Origin of the sequence: Pseudoalteromonas sp. J010, assembly GCF_003934235.1 — a bacterium.
Lineage (GTDB): Bacteria > Pseudomonadota > Gammaproteobacteria > Enterobacterales > Alteromonadaceae > Pseudoalteromonas > Pseudoalteromonas peptidolytica.
Genome location: NZ_RDBW01000001.1, coordinates 160,391 through 183,779, shown reverse-complemented (window position 1 = coordinate 183,779; position 23,389 = coordinate 160,391). Strand labels below are relative to the sequence as shown.

Genomic DNA, 23,389 nt, shown 5'->3' with positions numbered 1-23,389 from the left:
ATGAAAAAACAATATAAACTGACCACAATAACGAGTGCATTTGCCGCAGTTTTGCTCAGTTCACAAGCACTTGCAAGTGACATTCTATCACGCCTAGTGGTGCCAGACGGTTATAAAGTCAGCTATTTTGCCAAAGATGTTGAAAATGCAAGGCAAATGGCTGTAGGTAAAGACGGCACTGTTTATGTCGGGTCGCGCAAAGCTGGTAAAGTTCATGCACTTATCGACAATAATCGTGATGGTATTGCTGACAAAAAAATCCTAGTGGCAGAGGGGCTTAATATGCCCTCTGGTATCGCATTAAAAGACGGTGATTTATACGTTGCCGAAGTGGAGCGTATTATACGTTTCAAGCAAATTGCAAAAAATCTCAAAGCCCCAATAAAGGACGTGGTATTTGATGATTTACCTGATAAACGCCATCATGGCTGGAAGTATCTCACGGTATCGCCAGAGGGGGAGTTAATCATCCCTGTTGGTGTACCTTGTAATATTTGTGCTGAAGACCCTAAATTTGGTCGTATCTTCTCATTAAACCTAGAGACGAAAGCGTTTTCGACGGTTGCTAAAGGCGTGCGTAATACGGTGGGGTTTGACTACCACCCCGTGACTGGAAAGTTGTGGTTCAGCGACAACGGCCGAGACATGATGGGAGATGATATTCCACCTTGTGAAATCAACCGCGTGGATGAAATTGGTCAGCACTTTGGCTTTCCTTATGTACACGGCGGTAGCGTGCTTGATCCTGAATTTGGCAAAGGTAAGTCCGTGACTGACTACACGATGCCTGCACTGGCGTTGCAAGCGCATGTTGCACCGCTGGGCATTCATTTCTATCGTGGTGAGCAATTTCCAAAAGCAATGAAAAACCAGTTGTTTGTTGCTGAACACGGCTCATGGAATCGCAGCAAAAAAGTAGGTTATCGGGTGATGCTTGCCACAATAGAAAATGACCAAATTACCGGTTATCAACCTTTCCTTAGTGGTTTTATGGAAAACGAAACAACCTATGGCCGACCTGCTGCCGTAGCTGAACTTAGCGATGGTAGCCTACTCGTTTCCGATGATTACGCCAATGCAATTTACCGCATCAGCTACAACAACAAGTAAGGTGTAACATGACAGATCCTCAAGCTTTGTCATTACAAGGCATTGAACAACTTGCAATGGGACGTTTTACTGAAGACGCCTATTTGAATTACTCCATGTATGTGATCATGGATAGGGCGTTACCGCATATTGGTGATGGCCTAAAACCTGTACAGCGTCGTATTGTGTATGCGATGAGTGAGTTGGGTTTATCTGCCCAAGCTAAATATAAAAAGTCAGCTCGTACCGTTGGTGACGTACTCGGTAAGTATCACCCACACGGTGATAGTGCTTGTTATGAGGCAATGGTACTTATGGCACAGCCTTTCTCATACCGCTATCCGCTCGTGGATGGTCAAGGTAACTGGGGAGCTGCGGACGATCCTAAGTCTTTTGCCGCAATGCGTTATACCGAAGCGCGCTTGTCTAAGTTCTCTGAAGTGTTACTAAAAGAATTAGGACAAGGGACAGTAGATTGGACGGCTAACTTTGATGGCACCTTGGATGAGCCAAAAGTATTACCTGCTCGGTTACCTCACATTTTACTAAATGGTGTTACAGGTATTGCGGTTGGTATGGCAACCGATATTCCACCACACAATGTGCGTGAAGTAGCACAGGCCTGTTGCTTATTATTGGATAAGCCAAAAACTGAGCTAGAAGAAATTCTAGAAATAGTGAAAGCGCCTGATTATCCAACCGACGCTGAAATTATTACCCCGCAAGAAGAGATCAAGAAGCTATACACTACGGGGCGTGGCTCAATCAAAATGCGCGCTGTGTACACTGAAGAGCAAGGCGAAGTGGTGATCACAGCTTTACCACACCAGTGCTCAGGTGCCAAGGTATTAGAGCAAATCGCTGCCCAGATGACGGCCAAAAAGCTGCCGATGGTAGCTGACTTGCGTGACGAGTCAGATCATGAAAATCCGACGCGTATTGTTATCGTGCCGCGTTCTAATCGGGTTAAGGTTGAGCCATTAATGGCGCATTTATTTGCCACCACAGATCTTGAAAAGAACTACCGTGTAAATCTGAATATGATTGGTTTGGATGGTCGTCCACAGGTCAAAGATTTACGTCAGATCTTATCTGAGTGGTTAATATTTCGCCGTGAAACGGTGCGCAGACGCTTACAGTATCGCCTAGACAAAGTACTGGCTCGTTTACATATTCTTGAAGGCTTGATGATTGCGTTTTTGAATATCGATGAGGTCATCGAAATCATTCGTAATGAAGACAAGCCGAAAGAAGAGTTGATTTCACGTTTTGGCCTCTCAGATAAACAAGCGGAAGCGATATTAGACCTAAAACTGCGCCACCTTGCAAAGCTGGAAGAAATGAAGATCCGTGGCGAGCAAGATGAGCTAGAAAAAGAGCGTGATGGGCTGGAAAAAACCTTAGGTTCTGAGCGCCGTATGTCAACCTTGATGAAAAAGGAGATCCAAGAAGCCGCTGAGCTCTATGGTGATGACAGACGCTCTCCAGTCGTTGAGCGAGGCGAAGCCAAAGCGCTGAGTGAAAAAGATTTAATCCCATCAGAAGCGGTCACTGTGGTACTGTCTGAAAAAGGGTGGGCACGGGTTGCTAAAGGCCATGATATTGATGCTGAAGGCCTAAACTACCGCTCAGGAGATAGTTATAAGGCCTCCGCTAAAGGTAAAAGCAACCAGCCTGCGGTATTTTTAGATACCTCTGGCCGCGCTTTTGCGACGGATGCACATAGCTTGCCATCGGCTAGAAGCCAAGGTGAACCGATGACGGGCCGCTTTAATCCTGCGCCCGGGTGCAACTTTGAGCATGTCGTTATGGGTGAGGAGAAGTCTACATATTTAATGGCGACCGATGGTGGCTACGGCTTTATCAGCGACTTTGCTGATATGGTCAGTAAAAATAAAAATGGTAAAGCATTTGTAAGCGTACCGAAAGGCGCACACTTGATTGCACCTATAGAGGTATTTGATGTTGCCACAGATAGGTGTATGGCTATCTCAAGTGAAGGTCGTATGCTGCTATTCCCACTGCGTGACTTACCCAAGCTTGGTAAAGGTAAAGGAAATAAGATCATCTCTATTCCAAGTGCCAAAGTGCAAAGCCGAGAAGAGTTCGTCAAGGTGCTTGCAGTGGTACCAGAGGGGGTTTCCGTTACTCTACATGCAGGTAAACGAAAGTTGACCCTTAAACCAAGCGACTTAGAACATTACTATGGTGAGCGCGGACGACGAGGCAACAAGCTACCGCGAGGCTTACAGCGTGTTGACAGTTACGATTTAGAGAAAAGTAGTGCTGATTTAACTGAAGAAAGCGCAAACCCAGACAGCGAACAATAGTAAAAGTACTGCCTTTCCTGAGCGTAAACTCAGCTGTCTAAGTCGAAGCAAAGAAAAAGCCGCTACATGAGCGGCTTTTTTATACAATATTGCACTACGCAATCGATGGATATTCTCGATATGCTTTTTCAAGCTTTTTAGCTTGCTTTTTAGAAACACCAACATGCTCAAGCGCTACTCTTAAGCGCGCACGAGAAAGGTCAGAGCCTAACACTTCCATTGCATCAACTACTGAGGTTGATGATGTTTTGCCTGTAATAGCAACAAAAATAGGCTCTAAGAACTCTTTTATCTTAAGCTCATGATGTGTAGCCACTGATTTTGCAATAGCGAAAATCTCAGACTTATTCCAAGTACGCAGCTTTTCCAGTTCCCAAATAAAGAATTGAAGTGCCTGACGAACGACTTCCTCGTCCGCTTTACCCGCTGTTAATAATGCTGGGTCGTACTCAGGAATACCGCCAACAAAGTGACCAGCTAGGCCAACTAAGTCAGATAAGGTGTTAATACGCGCTTTGGCTTCAGGTAGTACTCGGGCTAACATATCGCCATTGAACTTCCAATCAACAAAACGCTGGATCAGCTCGGCATCAGTTAGATTTTCACGGATCCAAAGGCCATTTAACCAGTTTAGCTTATCAATATCAAAAATAGGTCCACCAAGTGACACACGCTTCATGTCAAAGTGCTCAATCATCTCAGCTAGGGTAAACTTTTCACGCTCATCAGGCATTGACCAACCCATACGGCCTAAATAGTTAAGCAGTGCTTCTGGCAAGAAACCCATTTCTTTATAGTAGTTAATTGAAGTTGGGTTTTTACGCTTTGATAATTTTGACTTATCAGGGTTACGCAGTAGCGGTAGGTGACCAAGTACTGGTGCTTGCCAGCCGAAATCTTCGTATAGCTTTAATAGCTTAGGTGCTGAGTTAATCCATTCCTCTCCACGGAAGATATGGCTTATTTCCATGTGGTGGTCATCGACTACGTTAGCAAGGAAGTAAGTTGGGAAGCCATCAGCTTTCAACAATACTTGCATGTCTACGTTTTCCCAAGGGATCTCTATTTCGCCGCGTAGGTAATCGTTAAACTTGAAGGTACCTTCTTCTGGGATCTTCATACGAATAACGTACGGCTTGCCCGCTTCTAGATTTGCCTTTACTTCTTCTTCAGATAGGCGTAAACCACGGCCGTCATATTTAGGGCGTAACCCCTCTGCCATCTGCGCTTCACGCATCTCATCTAATTCTTCAGCCGTTGCAAAACAATAGAATGCTTTGCCTTCATCAACGAGTTGATGGGCAAACTTTTTATACAGTTCAGAACGTTCTGATTGACGATATGGGCCAAACTCGCCACCGACATCCGGACCATGATCCCAGTCAAGTCCTAACCAGCGCAGGCTGTCCATGATAGCTTGCTCAGACTCAACAGTACTGCGCACCTGATCGGTATCTTCAATACGTAGTACAAATTCGCCGCCTTGTTGCTTGGCAAAACAATAGTTGAATAAGGCAATATAAGCCGTTCCTAAATGCGGATCACCCGTCGGAGAGGGTGCGACACGAGTACGGATAGTCATCAAAATTCTCTTAAAATGGATTAGTCGATTGATGGGGCTATGCTAGCATAGCGCCCGATTGGCGCAAAGCGAGGTGCGCAATTTAAGCTGCTTTTTCCAGCTTTTCTAAGTAGGCAACAATGTCATTAGACTCGTATAACCACGTGACTTTGTTTTGCTCTTCAATACGTAAACAAGGCACTTTAATTTTTCCGCCTTGCTCAAGTAATTCTTGGCGGTACTGTTCATCGTTTTTAGCATCTCGAGTTTCTAGCTTCAGCCCTTCACGCTTGGCTGCACGGCGGACTTTGACGCAAAATGGGCAAGCTTTAAACTGATATAGCTTTAAATTTGCTGTCATTGCATCTAGCTTTTGCTGCTGCTCTGCGGCACGCTTTTTACTGCGTGGGGTAAAAATAAAATCAAAAAGTAAAATTAGACGTCCTAAAAACCATCTCACAAATTGCATAACTTTTCCCAAACCTGTTGCTTTAAGTAGTACCAATAATACCAATTAGCGCCAACACTGGCTGCTAGAAAGGCATTAATTGTCCGCAGCTCAGGTTAATTAAGATAATTGGTATAAATTAGGCAGGGGAGTTTAGCATATTCTTTGAACGCTATATATAATACCGAGTTAAAACAACTCGATTTCTGCACATTCGTAGTGTGACTCAGATAATCCTAATGAGAGGTAGTTAGTCACTCGATTACGACCATTGTCTTTAGAGTAATAAAGCGCTTGATCGGCTTTGTGTACTTGCTCTGACACTTGCAGTGTGTCAACTACTTCTGTAAAGCCAATACTCACGGAGACGTGTTCGACCTGCGGGAAGCGGCTGGTGGCAATATGCTCTCTGAGCCTTTCTAGTGCTATAAGCGCAGCATCATCATCAAAGCTTTGAAAGAGTATCGAAAACTCCTCACCGCCGTAACGAAAGGTATAATCCTCGGTTCTGAAATTCGCCTTAATAATTTGTGCTACTAACAAAATAACTTCGTCGCCAATAACATGGCCAAAGTTGTCATTAACTTGTTTGAAATGATCAATATCAATCATGGCTAAGTACCACTTGCGCTCATCACTGGCTTCTCGGCAGACCGTAAAACCTTCTCCATTGGTTATTTCAATTACTTTCTCATCAAAGGTTTGGCGGTTTAATAATTGTGAAAGTGGGTCGATTCGAGCAAAATGTAACGTTGCCATTTGATGAATAAAGACGTTGAGTAGGTGCTTTAATAGAGTCGCCAAGGTAAAGTTAAGTTGACCTTTAACATACAAAAAACCGACTAATTCGGTGCGATGCCAAAGCGGTATGATACTATCACCGCCATGTTGAATAAGGTGTTTATCTCCCTCTATTTTATTGGTTTTGTTCAGCACTGAGGTTGTTGAATCGATGCTAAGGCAGACATCGCGATGGCTTACAAATATGGGTTTAGGTATTTCATTTGCACTGAGGCTTTTACTAAAGTAAAAAGCATAATGGGTTTCACAGGCGTCGGCGACAATATGTTCCAACGCTTGTGCCAGTTGCGACTCACTTTTCTGTGCCAAGAGCTGTACAGTAAGTTCATGACCACATGGTGAATAGCTAATCGACATAAGTAGCCTCGTGATTGCATTATTACCTGCTAAGTGTAGAACAACCAGCCAAAATTACAGCGATATTGATGCTTTTATTCGCTTCCTTTTATGTCAAAATCACCATGTTGTCGCGATGAATGATCTCCTCTTCGGTCTTAAACCCTAAGCGCTGTGAAAATTCGTTGCTATGACAGCCAAGCACGAGACTCAGGGCTTGACTGTCTAAATTGGTCAAGCCCTGCGCTTGAAGCTTGCCATTTTTACAAAAGACTTGGATCAATTCGCCACGTTGAAACTGACCTTCAACGGCAACAATGCCTTTTGCAAGTAAACTTGCGCCTTGATGGCACACCGCCTTGATAGCGCCGTTATCACAAATAATGCGACCTGATGATTTGGGACCCGACAGCAGCCAACGTTTACGCCCACCCACTGGCGCATCAAATTTCAAAAAGGTGGTAGCGGGGGCGGTCTGAGATAGTACCTGAGGGATAATGTCATATTCGCTACCCTTAGCAATTACTACATCAACACCGGCTCGCTGTGCAATATCAGCAGCTTGTAATTTCGTGGCCATACCACCAGTACCAAGTTGAGTGCCGCTATCTCCCGCCAGTGCTCTTAGCTCATCATTTATCTGGGTTACTTGCTCGATGAGCTTAGCTTCAGGGTTAGCGCGGGGATCGGCGGTGAAAAGTCCATGCTGATCGGTTAACAGCACCAGCTTATCGGCATTGGCTAAAATGGCAACGTAAGCGGATAAGTTATCGTTATCACCGACCTTTATTTCTGATGTTGCTACCGCATCATTTTCATTAATGATAGGTATAACATGATGCTCTAATAATTTAGTGAGCATATCCCTTGCGGTTAAATAGCGTTCACGGTGCTCTAAATCCGCCCGGGTGAGCAACATTTGCGCGACATTGACATCATAAATACCAAAAAGTGACTGCCACAAATGGATTAACTGGCCTTGACCTATCGCTGCAAGCATTTGCTTTTCAGCTAGTGAATGCCCAACTTGTTGCGACAATACCCCACGACCTGCCGCAACTGCTCCACTCGACACAATAATGATCTGATGGCCAGCTTCTCGTAATGTAACACACTGTCTTACCAGCTCTACTAGTCTTGGCTTGTTGAGTGTTTGGCTGCCTGCAGTTAATACACTAGTACCAAGTTTGATCACTATGATTTGTTTGTTATTTTTGGTCATGGTTAGTTGACTACGTTTTCAGCAATACCTGCTTTTATACCACGGACATTGGGCGCTCCCAAGTGATAAATACGCGAATTTTATTTCTAACTTTAGGCAAATTGGTATAATTGGCAGCACTGATTTCGATCAAAGCTTTTTTACACTGTGTGTGAGAGAGTAATGTCATGCAACGAAAGAATAGCTAGCTGAGTTCACAATGAAAAAACACAAGAAGAACAAAGAGATTATGATGTTACCACTACTGTTTGTGGTAATCGTGATGTGTGTTGGCGGCCATTTTATTCTTCAGCCTAGTTACAAAGATAGCCACTTAGTTGAATACTCTCTTGCAGCGCTACCTTTTCTAATGTTTGCGGTCGTTATTATCGCGATAAAAATCGCTATTAAAGCGGATAACGACGAAAATAACGAGGGTTAGCGCTGCGATTAAAAGTGTGACCTACATACACGATTATAGCGGGTGGTAGCCAAACCAAATTGGTGTAAGGGGAGTGCTTTGGCCGCTGTGGGTGAGTTTTATATTTAAGTTTTGGTCGAACAAATCAATAGCAAAACAATCATCGACTTCATGCAAATCATCCTTATGAATATGGCTAAATCCAGCCAATAGGCGTGCCTTTGCTTTTGTTTTTGCTTCATCAGCACTTGTGGCAACAAACAAGCCAAAGTCGTGTGCCTCCGCTAAACTATTCGGCTTATACCCGCCTAAATTAACAAAATACAAATGTTCAGCTTGTTGCACAGCCGCTTCAGTAAGCTCTACGGCATAACCATCAGCATGCTCTATAATTGTGTAGCTATCCATGTGTACGGCGTTTTTATCACCAACCCATTGCTGTTTTAGCTTAGGGTATGCTTCTTCAATCGAGTTTGCGGCAACAAACCGAACATCGTGCATTTCGATATGGCAACCTTTGATACGACCACCGAGATAGACAATAAATAATTTCACTACTATGGTTCCCTATTTCGCAACGTTAACAAACTTAAGGTAATAAAGTTAAGTATACAATTAACGCAAAGGCTTGGCTTTAGTCCTGTAGATGCTTATGCTGAATAATACTAATTAACCTTAATTCTAGGTCAATTTGAAGGCGTATATCTAATACTAACTGCGTTAAAAACTTCTTATTTAGAACCACTAAATAGCAAGGTTTTTCCTTGCCTACAGGACGCGGAAGCGGTGTTGTCGACAAGACTTTCTCGCCTCAAAATAGACGATTTAATTAAGAGAATTGGTATAAAAATTCTCAGTGAAGGACACGAAAATGAAAAAAACATTCCTCGCGCTTTTGGCTGTTTTTAGCCTCTGTGCAACAGCACAAGTCACGGTTATACATAATGTAAATGGCTACACGCCAACTAAATCACAAGCAGTTACGCGGTTTTCCTCGTTAGTGATAAAAGATGGAAAGGTCGTTAAAACCAGCGAAAAGGACCTCAGTGAACAATACCCCAATGCAATAAAGTTTAATGGTGAAGGCAAAACTTTATTACCAGGATTAATTGATGCGCACGGGCACATTATAGGGTTAGGTAACAATTTGCTGACCCTCGATGTACGTGGTAGCAGCTCCATTGCTGAAATAGGTAAACGGCTCACTGCTTACGCTAAAACACATAAAGGGGCATGGATAATAGGCCGTGGATGGGATCAAACTTTATGGCCCGGTGGGCAATTTCCAACCGCAGCGGACTTAGATAAGTACGTTAAAGATAAACCCGTCATGTTAACTCGAGTCGATGGTCATGCGATTTGGGTCAATACTAAAGCAATGGAGCTAGCCAATATTTCAAGTGAAACCCAGACTCCTGAAGGGGGAGAAATCATAAAGCTCAGCACTGGGCAACCGAGTGGTATCTTTATCGATAAAGCTGAGGAGCTGGTTCGTCGCCAAGTCCCAACACTGTCTCAAGAACAAGTGAACTTAGCTTTAGATAAAGCCGCAGAGCACTTATTGAGTCTTGGGATCACATCAGCGCATGATGCAGGAATTGACCACACCACATGGCAGGTTTACCAAGCTCGAGCAAAACAGCGCACTATGCCGCTTCGCGTCTATGCGATGCTCAGCGCCAGCTCACCTAAACTGGGTGAAATGTTGGGGGCAGGGATAATTAAAGACACCCAAGATCAATTATCTATCCGCAGTGTGAAAATCTATGCTGATGGCGCACTTGGTAGCCGAGGTGCTGCATTAATCGGTGACTATCATGATCGTAAAGGTCATCGCGGGCTGATGCTTGAAAACCAATCCACGCTTGAATCTCTGATAATACAAAGTATCCGTCATGGATACAGTGCACACACCCATGCTATTGGTGACAGAGCGAATCGTATCGTACTTGATGCTTATCAAAATGTGTTTACTAAAGTGGGCGGGAGACTACTGAGAAATCGGATTGAGCACGCACAAATTGTTCACCCTGATGATATACCACGTTTTAAAACCTTGGATATTATCCCCTCGATGCAGCCTGTGCATGCAACATCGGATATGCACATGGCAGAAAAACGCTTAGATGATAAGCAGCTTCGAGGAGCGTATGCTTGGCAAACATTTTTGAAGCAGGGCAGTAGAGTAGCTGCTGGATCTGACTTCCCCGTTGAATTGGCTAACCCATTTCATGGTTTACATGCTGCTATTACCAGACAAGATCACCAAAACTTACCCGAGCAAGGCTGGCGTCCGGTTGAAAAGCTCACCAAGGTGCAAGCACTACGAGCGTTTACCTTAGACGCTGCCTATAGTGCATTTCAAGAGTATAAATTAGGGAGTTTAGAGCAAGGTAAATGGGCTGATTTTATTCTTATTGACCAAGATTATTTTACCGTAAACAACGATGTTATTGACGATATTCAAGTTGAGCAAACGTGGATTGCGGGTGAATTAAAATACCAGCGTTAGCGCTTTTGCAGTTTTACCAAATGGTAGGTGTTAACGAGGGCCAGTAAGCCATTCGTTAATGCCACCGGCCACGCTTGAATAAGTGCGCCGTAGGCAGTAAAACAAATACAGCCGATCAAATTAAACCAACGCAACTTGGTCACATCACTCATCATTAAAGATAAGACCAAAAAAGCAGAGGCTAAATAGCCTAAATATTCCCAACTCATTTGTTCTCTCCCCTAAGTTGCGTTAGCATATAGTTTATGCTCGAATTTGTGTCTCGTGCAGAATAATATCGATTAGTCTTAATACTTGCTCAATATGAAGGAGTCAATCTGGCGCTAACGGCGTTCAAAATTTTTTACTTTAGAACCTCTAAAAAGTAAAATTTTTGCCTTGTTATCGACAAGATTTTCTCGCCTCACAGTAGGTCACTTAATTAAGCTAATTGGTATAAAAAGGCTAACCCACAAACCCCTAGAAATTAGCACCAATCACTTAGCTCTAACACGGGAAGTGGGGGTTTAAAGGTAATATCATGCAATAAATTCGCGCAGCGATGTAATGTGATACTACTTAAACAGTGTGAGTTAGCGTAAAACTTAAAAATTCATGCTAACGTCATTATAGTTTAATAAATAGGACATTTGTCCGAAGAGCCATCTAGATGTTTCAATATCATTTTTCAACCAATTTGGTCGAGCAGTTACTCGCTTTTGCTGGTAACAGTTTTCAACACAGTAAAAAGGAAGTCTTGATCCACCAAGACGAGCCGCTGAGTAAGCTTATATTAGTCACCAGTGGAACTGTATCTTTTAGTTATGATGTCGGTAACGGTCGTCGTTTGTTGCTTGGCCAACTAGATTGTAACAATACCTTGATTGGGGAAATTGAGGCACTGAATCATCAGCCTTGTATTTACACGGTAACGTGTTTGAGTGATGTGACATATCATCTTATCGAGTTAAAATACTGGCGAAAGTTACTGCTTGAGCAACCCGAGCTGAGCTTATACACAGCACAAACCATTGCGGCAAAATTCACCGAAAATCAGAAGATAAACTTAGACAAATTATTATTACCTTTGAGCTATAACATTGCTAAAGATTGTTTGTTGCGCGCGGAAAACTCTAATCCGACACTATTACGAGCCTACTCAACGGTTAGCGCCGAAGCTGAACGATTTGCGACTACCGAGCGTGCTTACCGTCGAGTGGTGAGTGAATTAGTAGAAAAAGGACTTATAGTGCGCAGTAATGAAGGATTAAAGCCAGTAGACATTGATACGCTTGAAGCGTTTGTAGATAGCTTCGCGCAGGCTTGATGGGGATCATAGCCAAAATACAATAGATTATCGGAAGTTTAAGTTAATAAAAAGGGCGAGTAACACTCGCCCTCATTGCTTTTATATTAAGCTACTTAGCGAACAAGTGCTTAATATTAGCGAGATCTGACTTACCCTCGATTAACTCTTCAGGGGTTAAACCCGAAAGCTCATGAGGAAATACTAGCCACTCATCAGACTCATGAATAAAGTAATCTGGTGTCATGGGCACCTTCTTATTCGCAGGCTTGTAGTATGGACAAGCTACGCGAATATCTCGCGGTAAGTTTAACCGCATTAGCTCTTCAAGTTTTTCCTTTAATGCGAAAATACTGCGACCAGAATCAAAGACATCATCAACAATCAGTAATGAGTCGTCGGCATTCGCATTTTCGACTATATAGTGCAAGCCATGTACTTTGATTTCTTTCGATTGCTTGCCAATGCCATAGTAAGAGGAAGTACGCACTGCAATGTGATCGGTTTCGATGCCTTTGTAGTCGTAGAATTCTTGCACTGCAATACCAATAGGCGCACCACCACGCCAAATACCAATAATAAAGTCAGGTCTAAACCCATCTTCATAAACTTTAGCGGCTAAGCGAAATGAATCTTCTAGCAATTGTTGCGCTGTGATATAGCACTTATCTGACATAAATACCCCGTTAGGAAGCCCGTGTGATGGTGATAAGCAGCAACTGCTGCCAATTGATACCAACTACAATTATTCGCAAGTCACAGGAACTTGCGTAACTGGTATAACCGAATATTTTAACGTAAAGCAGTCGAAAATGCTGCAATATTGATGTCTTTTTATTTTCATTTTTTGACTTATACCAATTATCTTAATTAAGTGGTCTATTTTGAGGCGAGAAAATCTTGTCGATAACTAGGCAAAAATTTTGCTATTTAGTTGTTCTAAATGAGAAATTTTTAACGCGGTTAGCGTCAGATTTACTCCTTCAAATTGAGCAAGTATTAAGTCTAATTGGTATTAGGTCTTGGTTTGACGCTAAGTCTAGATCATTGCAACAAATCGAGTGCGCTTTTTAGCAGATGCATTTGCTCCATGCTTAACCCTGACTTTTCCAACATTTGGGCTGGAATGCAGGCGCAGGATTGCTCTAGTGCTTTTCCAGCTTTAGTTAAGTGAATAATTGTGTGTCGTTCATCATCCGGTGTTTTGTTCCGTGAGACTATTCCATGCTGCTCAAGCCTTTTCAGCAAAGGGGTGAGTGTGTTGCTATTCAGCCCCGCTCGCTTGCCGATTTCTTTCACTAGTTGTCCGTCTTGCTCCCACAGAATAAGTAGCACGATATATTGCGGGTAAGTGAGCCCAACTTCTTTGAGTAGCGGCTGATAGAGCCTTGTAACTTGTCTCGACGCGTTATAAAGCTTGAAGCAAAGCTGGTTATCAAGGTTGAGCTGAGGGTTGGATTTACTCATTTAACGCAGCAGCTCTTCAATGTCTTGTGCAATTTGTGCCGGTTTTGTAATTGGTGCGTAGCGCTTTACGGGCAGGCCTTGTTTATCGAATAAAAATTTAGTGAAGTTCCATTTTATTTTGTTACCAAACATTCCAGGTAATATAGATTTTAGATACTGATAAAGCGGATGTGCGTTATCGCCATTAACTTCTATTTTTTCCATCATTTGAAAGTCAACACCATAGTTGATCAGGCAACCTTCTTGAATTTGCTTTGCATCGCCAGGCTCTTGTTTCCCAAACTGATTACAAGGAAATCCAATAATCACTAAGCCTTGCTCGCCATACTGTTGATGTAGCTTTTGTAGGCCTTCGTATTGTGGAGTTAAGCCGCATTCACTGGCGGTATTGACTATTAGTACGACTTTGTCCTGTAAGTCCGTAAATGAAAATGTCTTACCTTGGAGTGTGTTTGCTTCAAACTGATATAAATTAGCCATATTAATCTCTTGAGATTTAATCGTGTGCGATCTAATTTATCGGCAAATTCTCAATATTGCAAGTGGGCAATTTCAAATGCCAATGACTATCTTACATTAAGTTAATCGTCATTATGGCTGGATGGGTTTGTATTTGGTGCTCAACATTGCAAGTCTGCGAGTGATCAGTAGATGATCTGGTTTTGGTAGGTACTTTAGGTGCGTCGTAATATAAAGCTTGGTAGGGTAAAGCGCCCGTATCATGGCGTTTGCTTGTTTTATAAATGCCTGTGTTTCGCGGGTGTGACTACAGGCTATATGGCCTTCTAGATGAGAGAGGTTATTCGCAAGAGGTAAGGAGCCTATCAAGTGTGCTTTATCTTTAGGGAAACTATTTTGAAATACTGTGGGGTAGGCTAATATAAAGTCAACCTTACCTGAACTAAACTCCTTAATAATAGTATCCGCCGATGTTTTGTATGGCTGGACTGAGACATTGTGTGGTGCTAGTTCAGATAATGCAGCATCAATAGCTGTACCATACGATTTGCTGATTTCTCGAATAATGGTTTTATCAGGGTAGAATACCATTAAGCTATTCAATGACTTTAGTTTGCCTGTGCTATTAATTAAGCTGGCATCGATGGGCGTGCTTTGCTTAAAGTAGTAGAGGCGGTGACTGGGATACAAATGAATAGGAATAGTGAACAAAAAAGTTTGCTGTCGGCTTGGCGTTTTAAGTCGTGATACAGCACATACTGCTTGGTCACTGGCAAGTAACTGATTTAGCTCGCTCGGCGTGACTATTTTAAAATCAAAAAAATCGCGACCAAACTGATTGAGTAGCAGGTTGTTTGTATCTGACTCTAGGTTATTCGATTTTTTTGAAAAAAGTCGAAATTCATCATCAGCTTCAATAGAGAGTAGGAGAATTTTTGCGTTACAGCTACCACTAAGTATGAGTAGCAACATCAGCAGATATTTCATCATTACCCCAATGTGATAACACCTATTTCTACTTACTATAGAACATTCGCTGTAATTTATCTTTTAGGTTTATATTCTCATGTACTTTCGTAGGCTATAGCCAGCTTGACGTCGTCATTCATTTGAATAAAGTCACAGCTAACAATTTCATAAATAGTATAGATGTATCAATCAAGCGCGTTTTAACGATAAGTTTTTGTACTGCGTTTTAGAACCTGTCATCATAGCGGTAGTTTTGATTATTGGGGCAAATACGTTATGACTAAAGTGTGGGACGGGTTCATCCGAGGTTTTCATTGGCTGCTTGTGGTTGGATTGGTTACTTTATATATCACGGGTGAAGAAGGTATGATGGAGCTTCACTTTGTTACAGGTTATTTGTTACTGGCGTTAATGACTACTCGACTTATTTGGGGGCTATTTGGCAGCCAAACGGCAAAACTTAGCGCGTTATTTCATTCACCAAAAGCCATAGTGAGTGCCATCAAGTCCAGTAAAAGTCATGTTGGCCACAACCCGGCTGGCAGCCAAATGGTACTGGTGTTTTTTATCTTGATTATTGTGCAGCTGGGGTCTGGATTGATGACGACAGATGATATTTTGGTGGAAGGTCCACTCGCCCAGTATGTTTCTTACGATTTAGTTGAGATTGCAGGTGACATCCATCACACCAATATTGACATACTGCTTGCTGCTATTGCTATTCATATCGTGGCGATTGTAATGTACCGCTTGAAAGGCCAGAATTTAGTTAAAACACTGCTAACAGGCAAGCAAGAAAATGCTGCTGTTGCGCCCAAAATGAAGTCAGGCATAGTCGCTTATTTTATTTTTATAATATTGTCGGCGCTGTTACTGCTGACTTGGGGCGCTGAGCCATTGAGTAGTTTGTTGTAATATTTCGCAACAGAATATCCGAAACAGATTCGACCTCTAGTGCTAAAAATTCTGGTAATATGGCGCAATTTTATTATCTAGGTTAGAGAAAAGTAACGATGTTAGAGCCGTATTATCAACAACAGGCGAATCAGATCACCATTACCAGAGAGCAAGGCAGCTCATTTGCCAAGGGCGTTGCGGACGATTACAACCCATTACATGATGTGGATGCAAAAAAGTTTTGTGTGCCAGGGGATCTACTTTTCTCATTAGTACTTAAACACTACGGTTTGAGTGAAAATATGCAGTTTAGCTTTGTAGGAATGGTTGATGAAACAACCGTTCTTACTTTCCCCGAGGGCAGTGCGCAGTTTGATATTATGGCAAACGACAAAGTAATGCTCTCTGTAACACGCAAAGGGGAGACAAGTACATGCTCATCGCTTATCAATAGTTTAACTACAAATTATGTTGAATTTTCCGGAACTACCTTCCCACATGTGATCATTCCATTGATGGGTGAGCAAGCGGTAATGATAAACCCCGCAAGACCTATGGTTATCTACGAATCTATGAGCATTCAAATGGATGATATCTCAGTCAGTGAAGTATCACTTGAGGCTGACAAACCTGAGTTTAGCTATGATGGCAAGCGTGGAAAAATCAATTTACGCTTTAACCTAATCGCAAATGGTATAAAAGTAGGTTTTGGGGAAAAGCATATGCTGGTTTCTGGGATCCGCGAATATTGTCAGCAAACAGTCGATGAATTAATTACCTATTATAACAACAGGAAGTTAACGTTAAAACCTGCTTGTTAATTTTTTGGTGTTTGTATGGGTGTAACACGGTTAGGTTCACCCATTGAATAACTTTGACCATTTCGTTCCTACCTTACTTTCTAGTATTTAATTCCTTTTCATTACCTCTTTTTTAATTTTTACGCTCAAAGTATTGTTTTTGTTTAAATTCCAAACATGCGTGTAATGACGTGTAATTCAAATCGGTGCTACTTTTGGATTATAGTTGCTTTTGGCTCATTAGTTCGGTTTTTGGTTTTAAACTTACGTTTTTACAATTTTTATTTTTATTTTTTACAAGTTGTTGTTTTTAATGGGGTGATATTAATTTCTTTTGATTACAATTTAACTTTATGCACTATTGTGTGTTTTGATTTTGTTGTATAAGATTCGTCACCACTAGCAGTATTAAGCAATAAATTTACAGCAACTAAGATTTGAGTAAGCAAAAGCTAACCTCTTGTTTATAAAACTTGTTTGAACTTGCTTCTTTACTTGAGCAAGCATTTTTGGTGGATATTGCCTTTGCACCGAACGCTTACCAAGCTACCTACTGGATGTAAGTTAAGCGAATTTATGCCCCAAATGCTGGCTTTTGAAGGTGAATTAAGCGTAGTTAGCGTTAAAACTAGCAGCTAACTTCCATTAATCATCAGTAGAACAGGTTAAACATCAAAACTATCAACTGGATACTGTAGTAGCATGAATCAAAAAGGTTTCACTCTCGTCGAACTATCAATTGTCTTAGTGGTGATTGGACTGTTGATCTCCATTAGCTCGGTTGCTGGAAACATTCAAAGAAATGCAGAGTACACCAAGATCCAAAGCCGTTTTGTTATGCCTTGGGCACAAACCTATAAAATCTACTTTGATTATGTTGGCCTCGTCCCAGGAGACATAACTCCCGCCACTGGAAAAATAAACCAGGGTAATGGTGATATTTGTGATGCTGATTTGCGCAAGTTTTTTAATGATGCCGGTATTGAACTGCCAACTGGCCGCGGCGCAAGTCGTGAAGACAAAGCCGTTTTTAATGCTTTAGACAATAACCCTCGCCAAATAGCAGTGTGCTTATCTCACGTACAGCAGTGGCGTATTCAGGGTTCAGAGATTGCAGTAAATGCAATACGTATCAATGGATTAACCCCAGATTTGGCAGCAAAGCTGGACACTGCAATTGATGGCCTTAGTAACGCCAGTGACGGTATGTTTCGCCTCATTGCTGGCGCTAATGCCGATGCCGATTGGCCTGTAGCCAATGACACCAATTTACAATCGGTAGATGCTTACTACCGTATGCCATTTTAACTTTTAACTCTCTAACTACTTGGAACAATAGCGATGAAGAAAACATATCGTCAGCAAGGCTTTACTCTTGTTGAGATGTCTTTAGTACTGGTTGTGATAGGGCTCATTCTTGGCGCGCTGTCTGTCGGTAAAGATATGCAGCGAAATGCTGAATACAAAAAGATCAAACAAAAATTTGTTGACCAATGGGTACAGGCCTACAACCAATATTATGACCGCATGGGCGTGGTAGTTGGAGACCGCCCAAAAACGCCAACATTAGCAGTGAATGCAGTGAATGTTACTGACACTGAAACTATTAACATACTGCTTGGGACTGCTGATGATGCACTTTCTCAAGGCAATATTACTGAGCTTTGTTCTACGCCAGCAACGAATGCCGTTGGCAAAGCAGCAGACTTACTTGGCTACTTCCACCGTGCTGGTATTGGTTTGCCAACGGGTCGTGCGAATGGTTATGAAGACAGATATGTCTACCTAGATACCAATGGTAATCCACAACAGCTCACCGTTTGTTTCCGATTTTTGGTAGCAGGTGCAGACCATGGTGCTGGTAACGTCATGGTGATCAAGGGGCTAACTCCTGACTTAGCACGCTCACTAGACAGCGCTATTGATGGCCTTGTGGATGCCGACGATGGCCGCTTTCGTTTAGATAATGCAATCACGCTTGGTTTGAGTACAGGTAATGGCGGTGATGGTTGGCCAACAGGTAACAATACAGTAACGACAGCTGGCACAGGTGGTGGGAATGACACGACTTCAGCAGTAGAAGATCACCAGCAAGTTATTACCCTTACTGCATTTTACCGCATGACTCAATAACAGGAACCAAAGAATGAAAAACCAACCTCTTCAGTCGAATAAGCAAACGGGTTTTACGCTAGTTGAAATGGCTTTGGTACTGGTTGTTATCGGGCTAATTCTAGGTGCGGTATCAATTGGTAAAGACTTACAGCGTAGCTCTGAATATAACAAAGTAAAGCAAAAATTTGTGGATCAATGGGAACAGGCTTACAACCAGTATTATATGCGCACAGGTGTGGTTGTTGGCGATAGCCTAAGTACGCCAACGTTTGCAGTAAATGCCGCGGGTGAATTTACTAAAGACAATCAAAAAACCACAACGGTATCGCAGTTTTTAGGGCTAAATACAGGTGGAGACTATAGTCAAATTGATGAGCCGCCGCGTTTATGTCAAGGACAAAACATCGACCAATACGCGCAAAGACGTGAAAATAGCACCGAAAATCTACATAGCTACTTTGATGCGCTTGGTATTCGTATGCCAGCGGGGCGTGCAGAAGGTCGTGAAGATCGTTATGTCTATCTAGATACCAATGGTAACCCGCAAGAAATCCAAGTGTGTTTCCAGTGGAACAAGCCAAACTCAAATTCAGGCTCAGGTAACGTGATGGTTATTGCGGGCTTAACTCCAGATCTTGCGCGTATGTTAGATGAGATGATCGACGGTCAAATCAACGCCGCAGAAGGTCGCTTTAGAGAGCAAGCGACTACACCACAAGTGAGCTGGAGCTTCACGAACAAAGACAGTCAAGCAAGCACAACAGCTTCAACCGCTTCAGGGTTTACAGACGAAGCACAAGTAAAAATTGTCACTGCACACTACAAGATGAATCAGTAAGGTAGCAACAATGAACAAGAATAAAGGTTTCACGCTAGTTGAAATGGCAGTCGTGTTGGTGGTAATTGGTTTGATCATCAGTGCCGTGTCAGTAGGACAAAACCTACAGCGCAACGCTGAGGTACAAAAGCTTAAGCAAACATTTATCGACCAGTGGGTGATGGCATATAACCAGTACTACAATCGCACCGGTGTTGTGCTAGGGGACAGTGAGCAAGAGCCGCGCTATATGGTTGCGGGTAAAGAGTTTGAATATGTAGGTATTCGTCAACAAAACGCTGGTGGCGCAGGGGTGCCAGGTGTTGAAGGAAGTGATATTCGCTTACCAGAAACACTACCGCGTATTTGTGAAGGGGCAGGTCATACTCGTATCGGTATGGACGATGATCGTGCGCTAGCTGCACAAAGTTTACATGATTTGATGGATCGTCAAGGGATCCGTATGCCAGCAGCTCGTTCTGAAGGTAGGGAAGATAGATTTGTCTACCTTGATAGCAACGGTAATCCACAAGAAGTTCAAGTATGTTTCCAGTGGAACCCAGAAGGCCAAATTCACGGTAGTGGCAATGTGATGGTGCTAAGAGGCCTTACCCCTGAGCTGGCTCGAGAGTTTGACCGCATGATTGATGGCAAAGCCGATGCAATCGAAGGGATGTTCCGTCAATACAATCCTAATTCAAATTCACTGACAACATCTGGTGAGTCTGGTCGCGAATGGTTAGGTAACAACACCTATGCGATGAATGACCAAGTTGTGGAAAGTCGTGAAGGACTTAACCGAGACGAAGATGCCGTAATGTTAGTGACTGCGGTTTACAAAATGGAGCAATAAGAGAGCAGTATGATTACTCGCATCAGCTTAGCGCTCATTTTATTGTTATCTATCAGTTTGCCTGTAGTGGGATACCTACAGGCTTCTGCCGATAAAGCATTAAGATCAGAGCGTTTGGTTCTTTCTGAACTAATAAACCAACAACAGCAGCAAAAGCGCTATTTAGCTAAATTAGAGCAGCGAAAAAACTTCGACGCTGCGGTTACTAAGTTAACCGAGAAAGCAAGTTCACTAGGGCTTGGTGAGTCTAGTTTGCAAGAGTATAAAGTGAACTTCCGCCAAATGATCCCTATCGCCGAAATTGATGCTTATATGTCACAAACACATAGCCAGCCTGGACGTTTTTATGTGCCTCAAAATTTTCAGTTGAGTCGTGAAGGAATGAGTTTGTCTGGCAGCATCACAGATAGAGTGAAAATGCTGGAACACAGCCAAAATGAAGTACAAAACTTCTTACTGTCTTATAAAGGCACAGCATTGGTGGTACAGAAATAATGTCAAATAAGTATTTAGTTGAAAGCCATGGAAAGCTGGTCTTAATCGACGGAAAAAACTGGCAGACGCTAGAGCATAAAGGCGTAAATAACTTTGTCGGTACCTTGTCTGAAAACGTTCACTTGGTGACAGACTTTGCCACCACTGCGGCGTTTAAGCATATTCAGTGTGATTATAAATACGCTGAATTTATCTTATCCAAAGAGTTAAAAGACAGTGGTGAGATTGTAGGTAATGTGCAGTTGCTTGCGATCCAAAAAAACAAGCAAGCGCAGATGAACAACAGTGTGTTTTACGCACCGGTTAATCTAGAAACCTATAATCGTTATCAGGTGATTGCAGATAATACGTTACACAATACCCTGTTGTTTTCTTATTATCATCTCTACGCCAGCCTTGCGGCGACAAATAAGAGCAATCAGGTACGAGCTAGCTTCGTTGTCACAGAAAGTGATATTAGTATTTTACTCAGTCAAAAGGGTAAAGTGGTTGGCTTTGAGTCATTGCCTAAGGTGATGTTTCAAGGTGAAAACCGTATCGCAAGTTTGACCAATGCTTTGCGTACGCTTGAGCGCCAATTACGTTTGAAGTCGACCTCAGTGTCGGTACATTTTTGGTTAGAACCAGACGCAAGTGTTGATTGGGCTGAAGCGCTTGCCAGTGAATTGCAACTTGATTTAGAGCCTGTCACAGCAACTCCTGTGATTGTTGATGGCCAGCCTATGTTTAGTTCACTAGCACCTCACTTGGGTAGCTTATCGCTTAAGCATGCACTGAATCAAAGCGAGTCAAAATATCTTTATTTGGCTAAAAAAAGCTTGCCACTGGTGGCTAGCTTATTGCTGGCAGCAAATGCTTATATTGGCCTTCAATACTTCCAAGTTAGTGAAAGTCATCAACAGCTCAGTGCTCGAGTACAGAGCATGCAAAGTACATTAACTGAGCAAATTCCAAGCAAAGTCATTCAGCAAAACGACTATCAGCTCTATTTGGATGATTTAGAGCGTATTCAGCATGCTTCTAAATTGCCCGGCTATCATGAAGTTCTCGCTGATATTGCAACGGCTATTCCACAAAACTCTGTGGTTTTTGATTGGATAAGTTTTGATTACCCAAAACAAACTGACGAAAACAAGCTTTTTATTAGTTTAGTGGGGACACAAACTGCGCAATCAGACGATCCAATAGAGCACTTTAACCAATTTGTTAAGTCACTCACAAGTCAAGGTTACAAGCTTAGAGATAGCTCGGTACAAACCAGCTTCAAAGGGGTTAGCTTTGCATTAGATTTGGAGCGTCCACTATGAGTAAAAAATTAGGATTAGCAGGCGTTGGAATAGCGCTCGGCGCATGTATTGTTACGGCGGTTGCGAATTGGTTAGCACCAGCTCAAGTGTCTTTTAACGACCCAGTAAGGGTGCCGCCCTTACACACTCTCAATTACTCTAAATTTGATGAGGAGCGGCTGCATGCGCTGTTGCCTATCCTCGACAAACAAATTGTGATAGCTGAAAACGATAAGGCATTGTCACTGGGTATGCTTGGTTACGTGGCAAGAGATGCCAACTTTGACTTACAAAGTGTGATTAACCAGCATAGCTTGAGCATGGTTTATAAGTCAGCAGATAAAATGTACGCAGTAGTCGATAACCAAGTGTATGAGCTTGGCCAGACCTTACCTTCTGGTGCAAAGCTTGTTGATGTGCAAGATAGAACTGCGGTGTTTTATCAGCAAGGCCAGATGGCGCGGTTAAGCATGACTGGTGAGGCGCTATAAATGCCAAGTATCGGGGTAATAACACAGCGTAAAACCCACGGCTTCACGTTGTTGGAGCTTGCGGTTTATATCATGGTTGTAGGGATCCTCATTTCTGTTGGCACAGGGATGATGATGAACAACAGTAAAAAGCCCGGAGTGCAGGCAACAAGTAGTAATGAAAAGCTTGCCGCCTCAGGCTCTAACCTCAGTTTAGATGCTTACGCAGCACCACTTTTGTTGTTTACGCAAACCCATTATCGCTTACCTTGTCCCGATACCAATAATGATGGTAGTGAAGATTGCCCTAATGCAGCAACGCCACCTGAATTATTAAAAGGTACTTTGCCTTTCACAACACTCGCGCTAGAGCAACGACCCGTTGATACTTTTGGCAATGCCCCATTTTATGCCGTTGATTTTGCATTGACTCAGTTAGTAGACAGTGCAACAAGCAGTTGGGATGGTGGGCGACTGAACCTCGATGATTTGTGTGAAAAAACCAAGTCTCGTTATAGAGCTGCTATCAGTACCAACAGGCTGTCGGTGATCCGAGCTAGGGGATTGAATTGTCAGGCTGCTGATGTTTTTAATCCAGCTTTTGTGTTGGTCTCAGGGGGCGCACAAGATTTGGACAATATAAACGGTATGCTGGATGGCGAAAATGGCAGTGGCAATAATTGCTACGAATTTTCAGGTCGTGAGAAGTCAGCACAGTATGACGATGTGGTGCACTTTGTGTCGATGGCAAACTTAATTTCGCAGGTATGTAATTAG

At 42.6% G+C, this 23,389-nt stretch carries 25 protein-coding genes; 15 read left to right on the top strand and 10 right to left on the bottom strand.

Annotated elements, in window-relative coordinates:
* The gene (locus EAG18_RS00830) at positions 1 to 1,110 is read left to right on the top strand and encodes a PQQ-dependent sugar dehydrogenase (RefSeq protein ID WP_125250526.1); all 1,110 of its coding nucleotides are present in this window, start codon (positions 1 to 3) and stop codon (positions 1,108 to 1,110) included.
* Between the two features lie 8 nt (positions 1,111 to 1,118).
* Positions 1,119 to 3,419, top strand: a complete 2,301-nt coding sequence (parC, locus tag EAG18_RS00825) for a DNA topoisomerase IV subunit A (RefSeq protein WP_125250525.1) — start codon at positions 1,119 to 1,121, stop codon at positions 3,417 to 3,419.
* A 94-nt stretch (positions 3,420 to 3,513) separates the two neighbouring features.
* Here parC and gltX read toward each other — a convergent pair whose 3' ends face one another.
* The 4 genes from gltX to proB all read right to left on the bottom strand — a co-directional run bounded on the left by gltX (position 3,514) and on the right by proB (position 7,787).
* Entirely contained in the window at positions 3,514 to 5,001 is a 1,488-nt protein-coding gene (gene gltX, locus EAG18_RS00820; RefSeq protein WP_125250524.1) for a glutamate--tRNA ligase, read from the bottom strand.
* Positions 5,002 to 5,083: 82 nt separating this feature from the next.
* Positions 5,084 to 5,449: a glutathione S-transferase N-terminal domain-containing protein gene (locus tag EAG18_RS00815; protein ID WP_125250523.1), complete on the bottom strand. Its 366-nt coding sequence runs from the start codon at positions 5,447 to 5,449 to the stop codon at positions 5,084 to 5,086.
* Positions 5,450 to 5,617: 168 nt separating this feature from the next.
* Positions 5,618 to 6,586, bottom strand: coding sequence for a GGDEF domain-containing protein (locus tag EAG18_RS00810; RefSeq protein WP_125250522.1), 969 nt, complete (start codon positions 6,584 to 6,586; stop codon positions 5,618 to 5,620).
* Positions 6,587 to 6,674: 88 nt separating this feature from the next.
* Entirely contained in the window at positions 6,675 to 7,787 is a 1,113-nt protein-coding gene (gene proB / locus EAG18_RS00805) for a glutamate 5-kinase (protein WP_125250521.1), read from the bottom strand.
* A 199-nt stretch (positions 7,788 to 7,986) separates the two neighbouring features.
* Here proB and EAG18_RS00800 point away from each other — a divergent pair, with 199 nt between their 5' ends.
* Complete coding sequence (locus EAG18_RS00800; protein WP_125250520.1) at positions 7,987 to 8,208, top strand: hypothetical protein; 222 nt, start codon at positions 7,987 to 7,989, stop codon at positions 8,206 to 8,208.
* Between the two features lie 33 nt (positions 8,209 to 8,241).
* Here the strand turns inward: EAG18_RS00800 and EAG18_RS00795 are convergent, their stop codons facing one another.
* On the bottom strand, positions 8,242 to 8,742 hold the full coding sequence (locus EAG18_RS00795) for a DUF1543 domain-containing protein (RefSeq protein WP_125250519.1): 501 nt from the start codon (positions 8,740 to 8,742) through the stop codon (positions 8,242 to 8,244).
* A gap of 316 nt (positions 8,743 to 9,058) precedes the next feature.
* Here EAG18_RS00795 and EAG18_RS00790 point away from each other — a divergent pair, with 316 nt between their 5' ends.
* On the top strand, positions 9,059 to 10,699 hold the full coding sequence (locus EAG18_RS00790) for an amidohydrolase (protein ID WP_125250518.1): 1,641 nt from the start codon (positions 9,059 to 9,061) through the stop codon (positions 10,697 to 10,699).
* Here the strand turns inward: EAG18_RS00790 and EAG18_RS00785 are convergent.
* Entirely contained in the window at positions 10,696 to 10,908 is a 213-nt protein-coding gene (locus tag EAG18_RS00785; protein ID WP_125250517.1) for a YgjV family protein, read from the bottom strand. The genes EAG18_RS00790 and EAG18_RS00785 overlap by 4 nt on opposite strands.
* Before the next feature lie 440 nt (positions 10,909 to 11,348).
* On the opposite strand from EAG18_RS00785, the gene EAG18_RS00780 reads away from it, so the two are divergent.
* The gene (locus tag EAG18_RS00780; protein WP_125250516.1) at positions 11,349 to 12,005 is read left to right on the top strand and encodes a Crp/Fnr family transcriptional regulator; all 657 of its coding nucleotides are present in this window, start codon (positions 11,349 to 11,351) and stop codon (positions 12,003 to 12,005) included.
* Positions 12,006 to 12,096: 91 nt separating this feature from the next.
* Here the strand turns inward: EAG18_RS00780 and EAG18_RS00775 are convergent, their stop codons facing one another.
* From EAG18_RS00775 to EAG18_RS00760, 4 genes are all read right to left on the bottom strand, one after another.
* Positions 12,097 to 12,660, bottom strand: coding sequence for a phosphoribosyltransferase family protein (locus EAG18_RS00775; RefSeq protein ID WP_125250515.1), 564 nt, complete (start codon positions 12,658 to 12,660; stop codon positions 12,097 to 12,099).
* 368 nt (positions 12,661 to 13,028) lie between these two features.
* Positions 13,029 to 13,451 (bottom strand): MarR family transcriptional regulator, encoded by a 423-nt coding sequence (locus EAG18_RS00770; protein WP_125250514.1) that lies wholly within the window; start codon positions 13,449 to 13,451, stop codon positions 13,029 to 13,031.
* Positions 13,452 to 13,931 carry a glutathione peroxidase gene (locus EAG18_RS00765; protein ID WP_125250513.1) on the bottom strand — a complete coding sequence of 160 codons (480 nt, stop codon included), beginning with the start codon at positions 13,929 to 13,931 and terminating at the stop codon, positions 13,452 to 13,454.
* A gap of 111 nt (positions 13,932 to 14,042) precedes the next feature.
* Entirely contained in the window at positions 14,043 to 14,900 is an 858-nt protein-coding gene (locus tag EAG18_RS00760; protein WP_275557201.1) for a transporter substrate-binding domain-containing protein, read from the bottom strand.
* Positions 14,901 to 15,155: 255 nt separating this feature from the next.
* Here EAG18_RS00760 and EAG18_RS00755 point away from each other — a divergent pair, with 255 nt between their 5' ends.
* From EAG18_RS00755 to EAG18_RS00710, 10 genes are all read left to right on the top strand, one after another.
* Positions 15,156 to 15,794, top strand: coding sequence for a cytochrome b/b6 domain-containing protein (locus EAG18_RS00755; protein ID WP_125250511.1), 639 nt, complete (start codon positions 15,156 to 15,158; stop codon positions 15,792 to 15,794).
* Positions 15,795 to 15,892: 98 nt separating this feature from the next.
* Positions 15,893 to 16,597 (top strand): DUF3581 family protein, encoded by a 705-nt coding sequence (locus EAG18_RS00750; protein WP_125250510.1) that lies wholly within the window; start codon positions 15,893 to 15,895, stop codon positions 16,595 to 16,597.
* Between the two features lie 681 nt (positions 16,598 to 17,278).
* A complete protein-coding gene (locus tag EAG18_RS00745) occupies positions 17,279 to 17,884 on the top strand; it encodes a prepilin-type N-terminal cleavage/methylation domain-containing protein (protein ID WP_125250509.1) in 606 nt (201 codons plus the stop codon).
* Positions 17,885 to 17,917: 33 nt separating this feature from the next.
* Entirely contained in the window at positions 17,918 to 18,709 is a 792-nt protein-coding gene (locus tag EAG18_RS00740) for a type II secretion system protein (protein ID WP_125250508.1), read from the top strand.
* A 13-nt stretch (positions 18,710 to 18,722) separates the two neighbouring features.
* Positions 18,723 to 19,529 carry a type II secretion system protein gene (locus EAG18_RS00735; protein ID WP_125250507.1) on the top strand — a complete coding sequence of 269 codons (807 nt, stop codon included), beginning with the start codon at positions 18,723 to 18,725 and terminating at the stop codon, positions 19,527 to 19,529.
* Between the two features lie 10 nt (positions 19,530 to 19,539).
* Positions 19,540 to 20,361, top strand: a complete 822-nt coding sequence (locus EAG18_RS00730; protein ID WP_125250506.1) for a type II secretion system protein — start codon at positions 19,540 to 19,542, stop codon at positions 20,359 to 20,361.
* Between the two features lie 9 nt (positions 20,362 to 20,370).
* The gene (locus EAG18_RS00725; protein WP_125250505.1) at positions 20,371 to 20,856 is read left to right on the top strand and encodes a hypothetical protein; all 486 of its coding nucleotides are present in this window, start codon (positions 20,371 to 20,373) and stop codon (positions 20,854 to 20,856) included.
* The gene (locus EAG18_RS00720; RefSeq protein ID WP_125250504.1) at positions 20,856 to 22,163 is read left to right on the top strand and encodes a hypothetical protein; all 1,308 of its coding nucleotides are present in this window, start codon (positions 20,856 to 20,858) and stop codon (positions 22,161 to 22,163) included. The genes EAG18_RS00725 and EAG18_RS00720 overlap by 1 nt, the downstream gene beginning before the upstream one ends.
* On the top strand, positions 22,160 to 22,633 hold the full coding sequence (locus EAG18_RS00715; protein ID WP_125250503.1) for a hypothetical protein: 474 nt from the start codon (positions 22,160 to 22,162) through the stop codon (positions 22,631 to 22,633). The genes EAG18_RS00720 and EAG18_RS00715 overlap by 4 nt, the downstream gene beginning before the upstream one ends.
* Positions 22,634 to 23,389, top strand: a complete 756-nt coding sequence (locus tag EAG18_RS00710) for a type II secretion system protein (protein ID WP_125250502.1) — start codon at positions 22,634 to 22,636, stop codon at positions 23,387 to 23,389. It abuts the gene before it with no gap.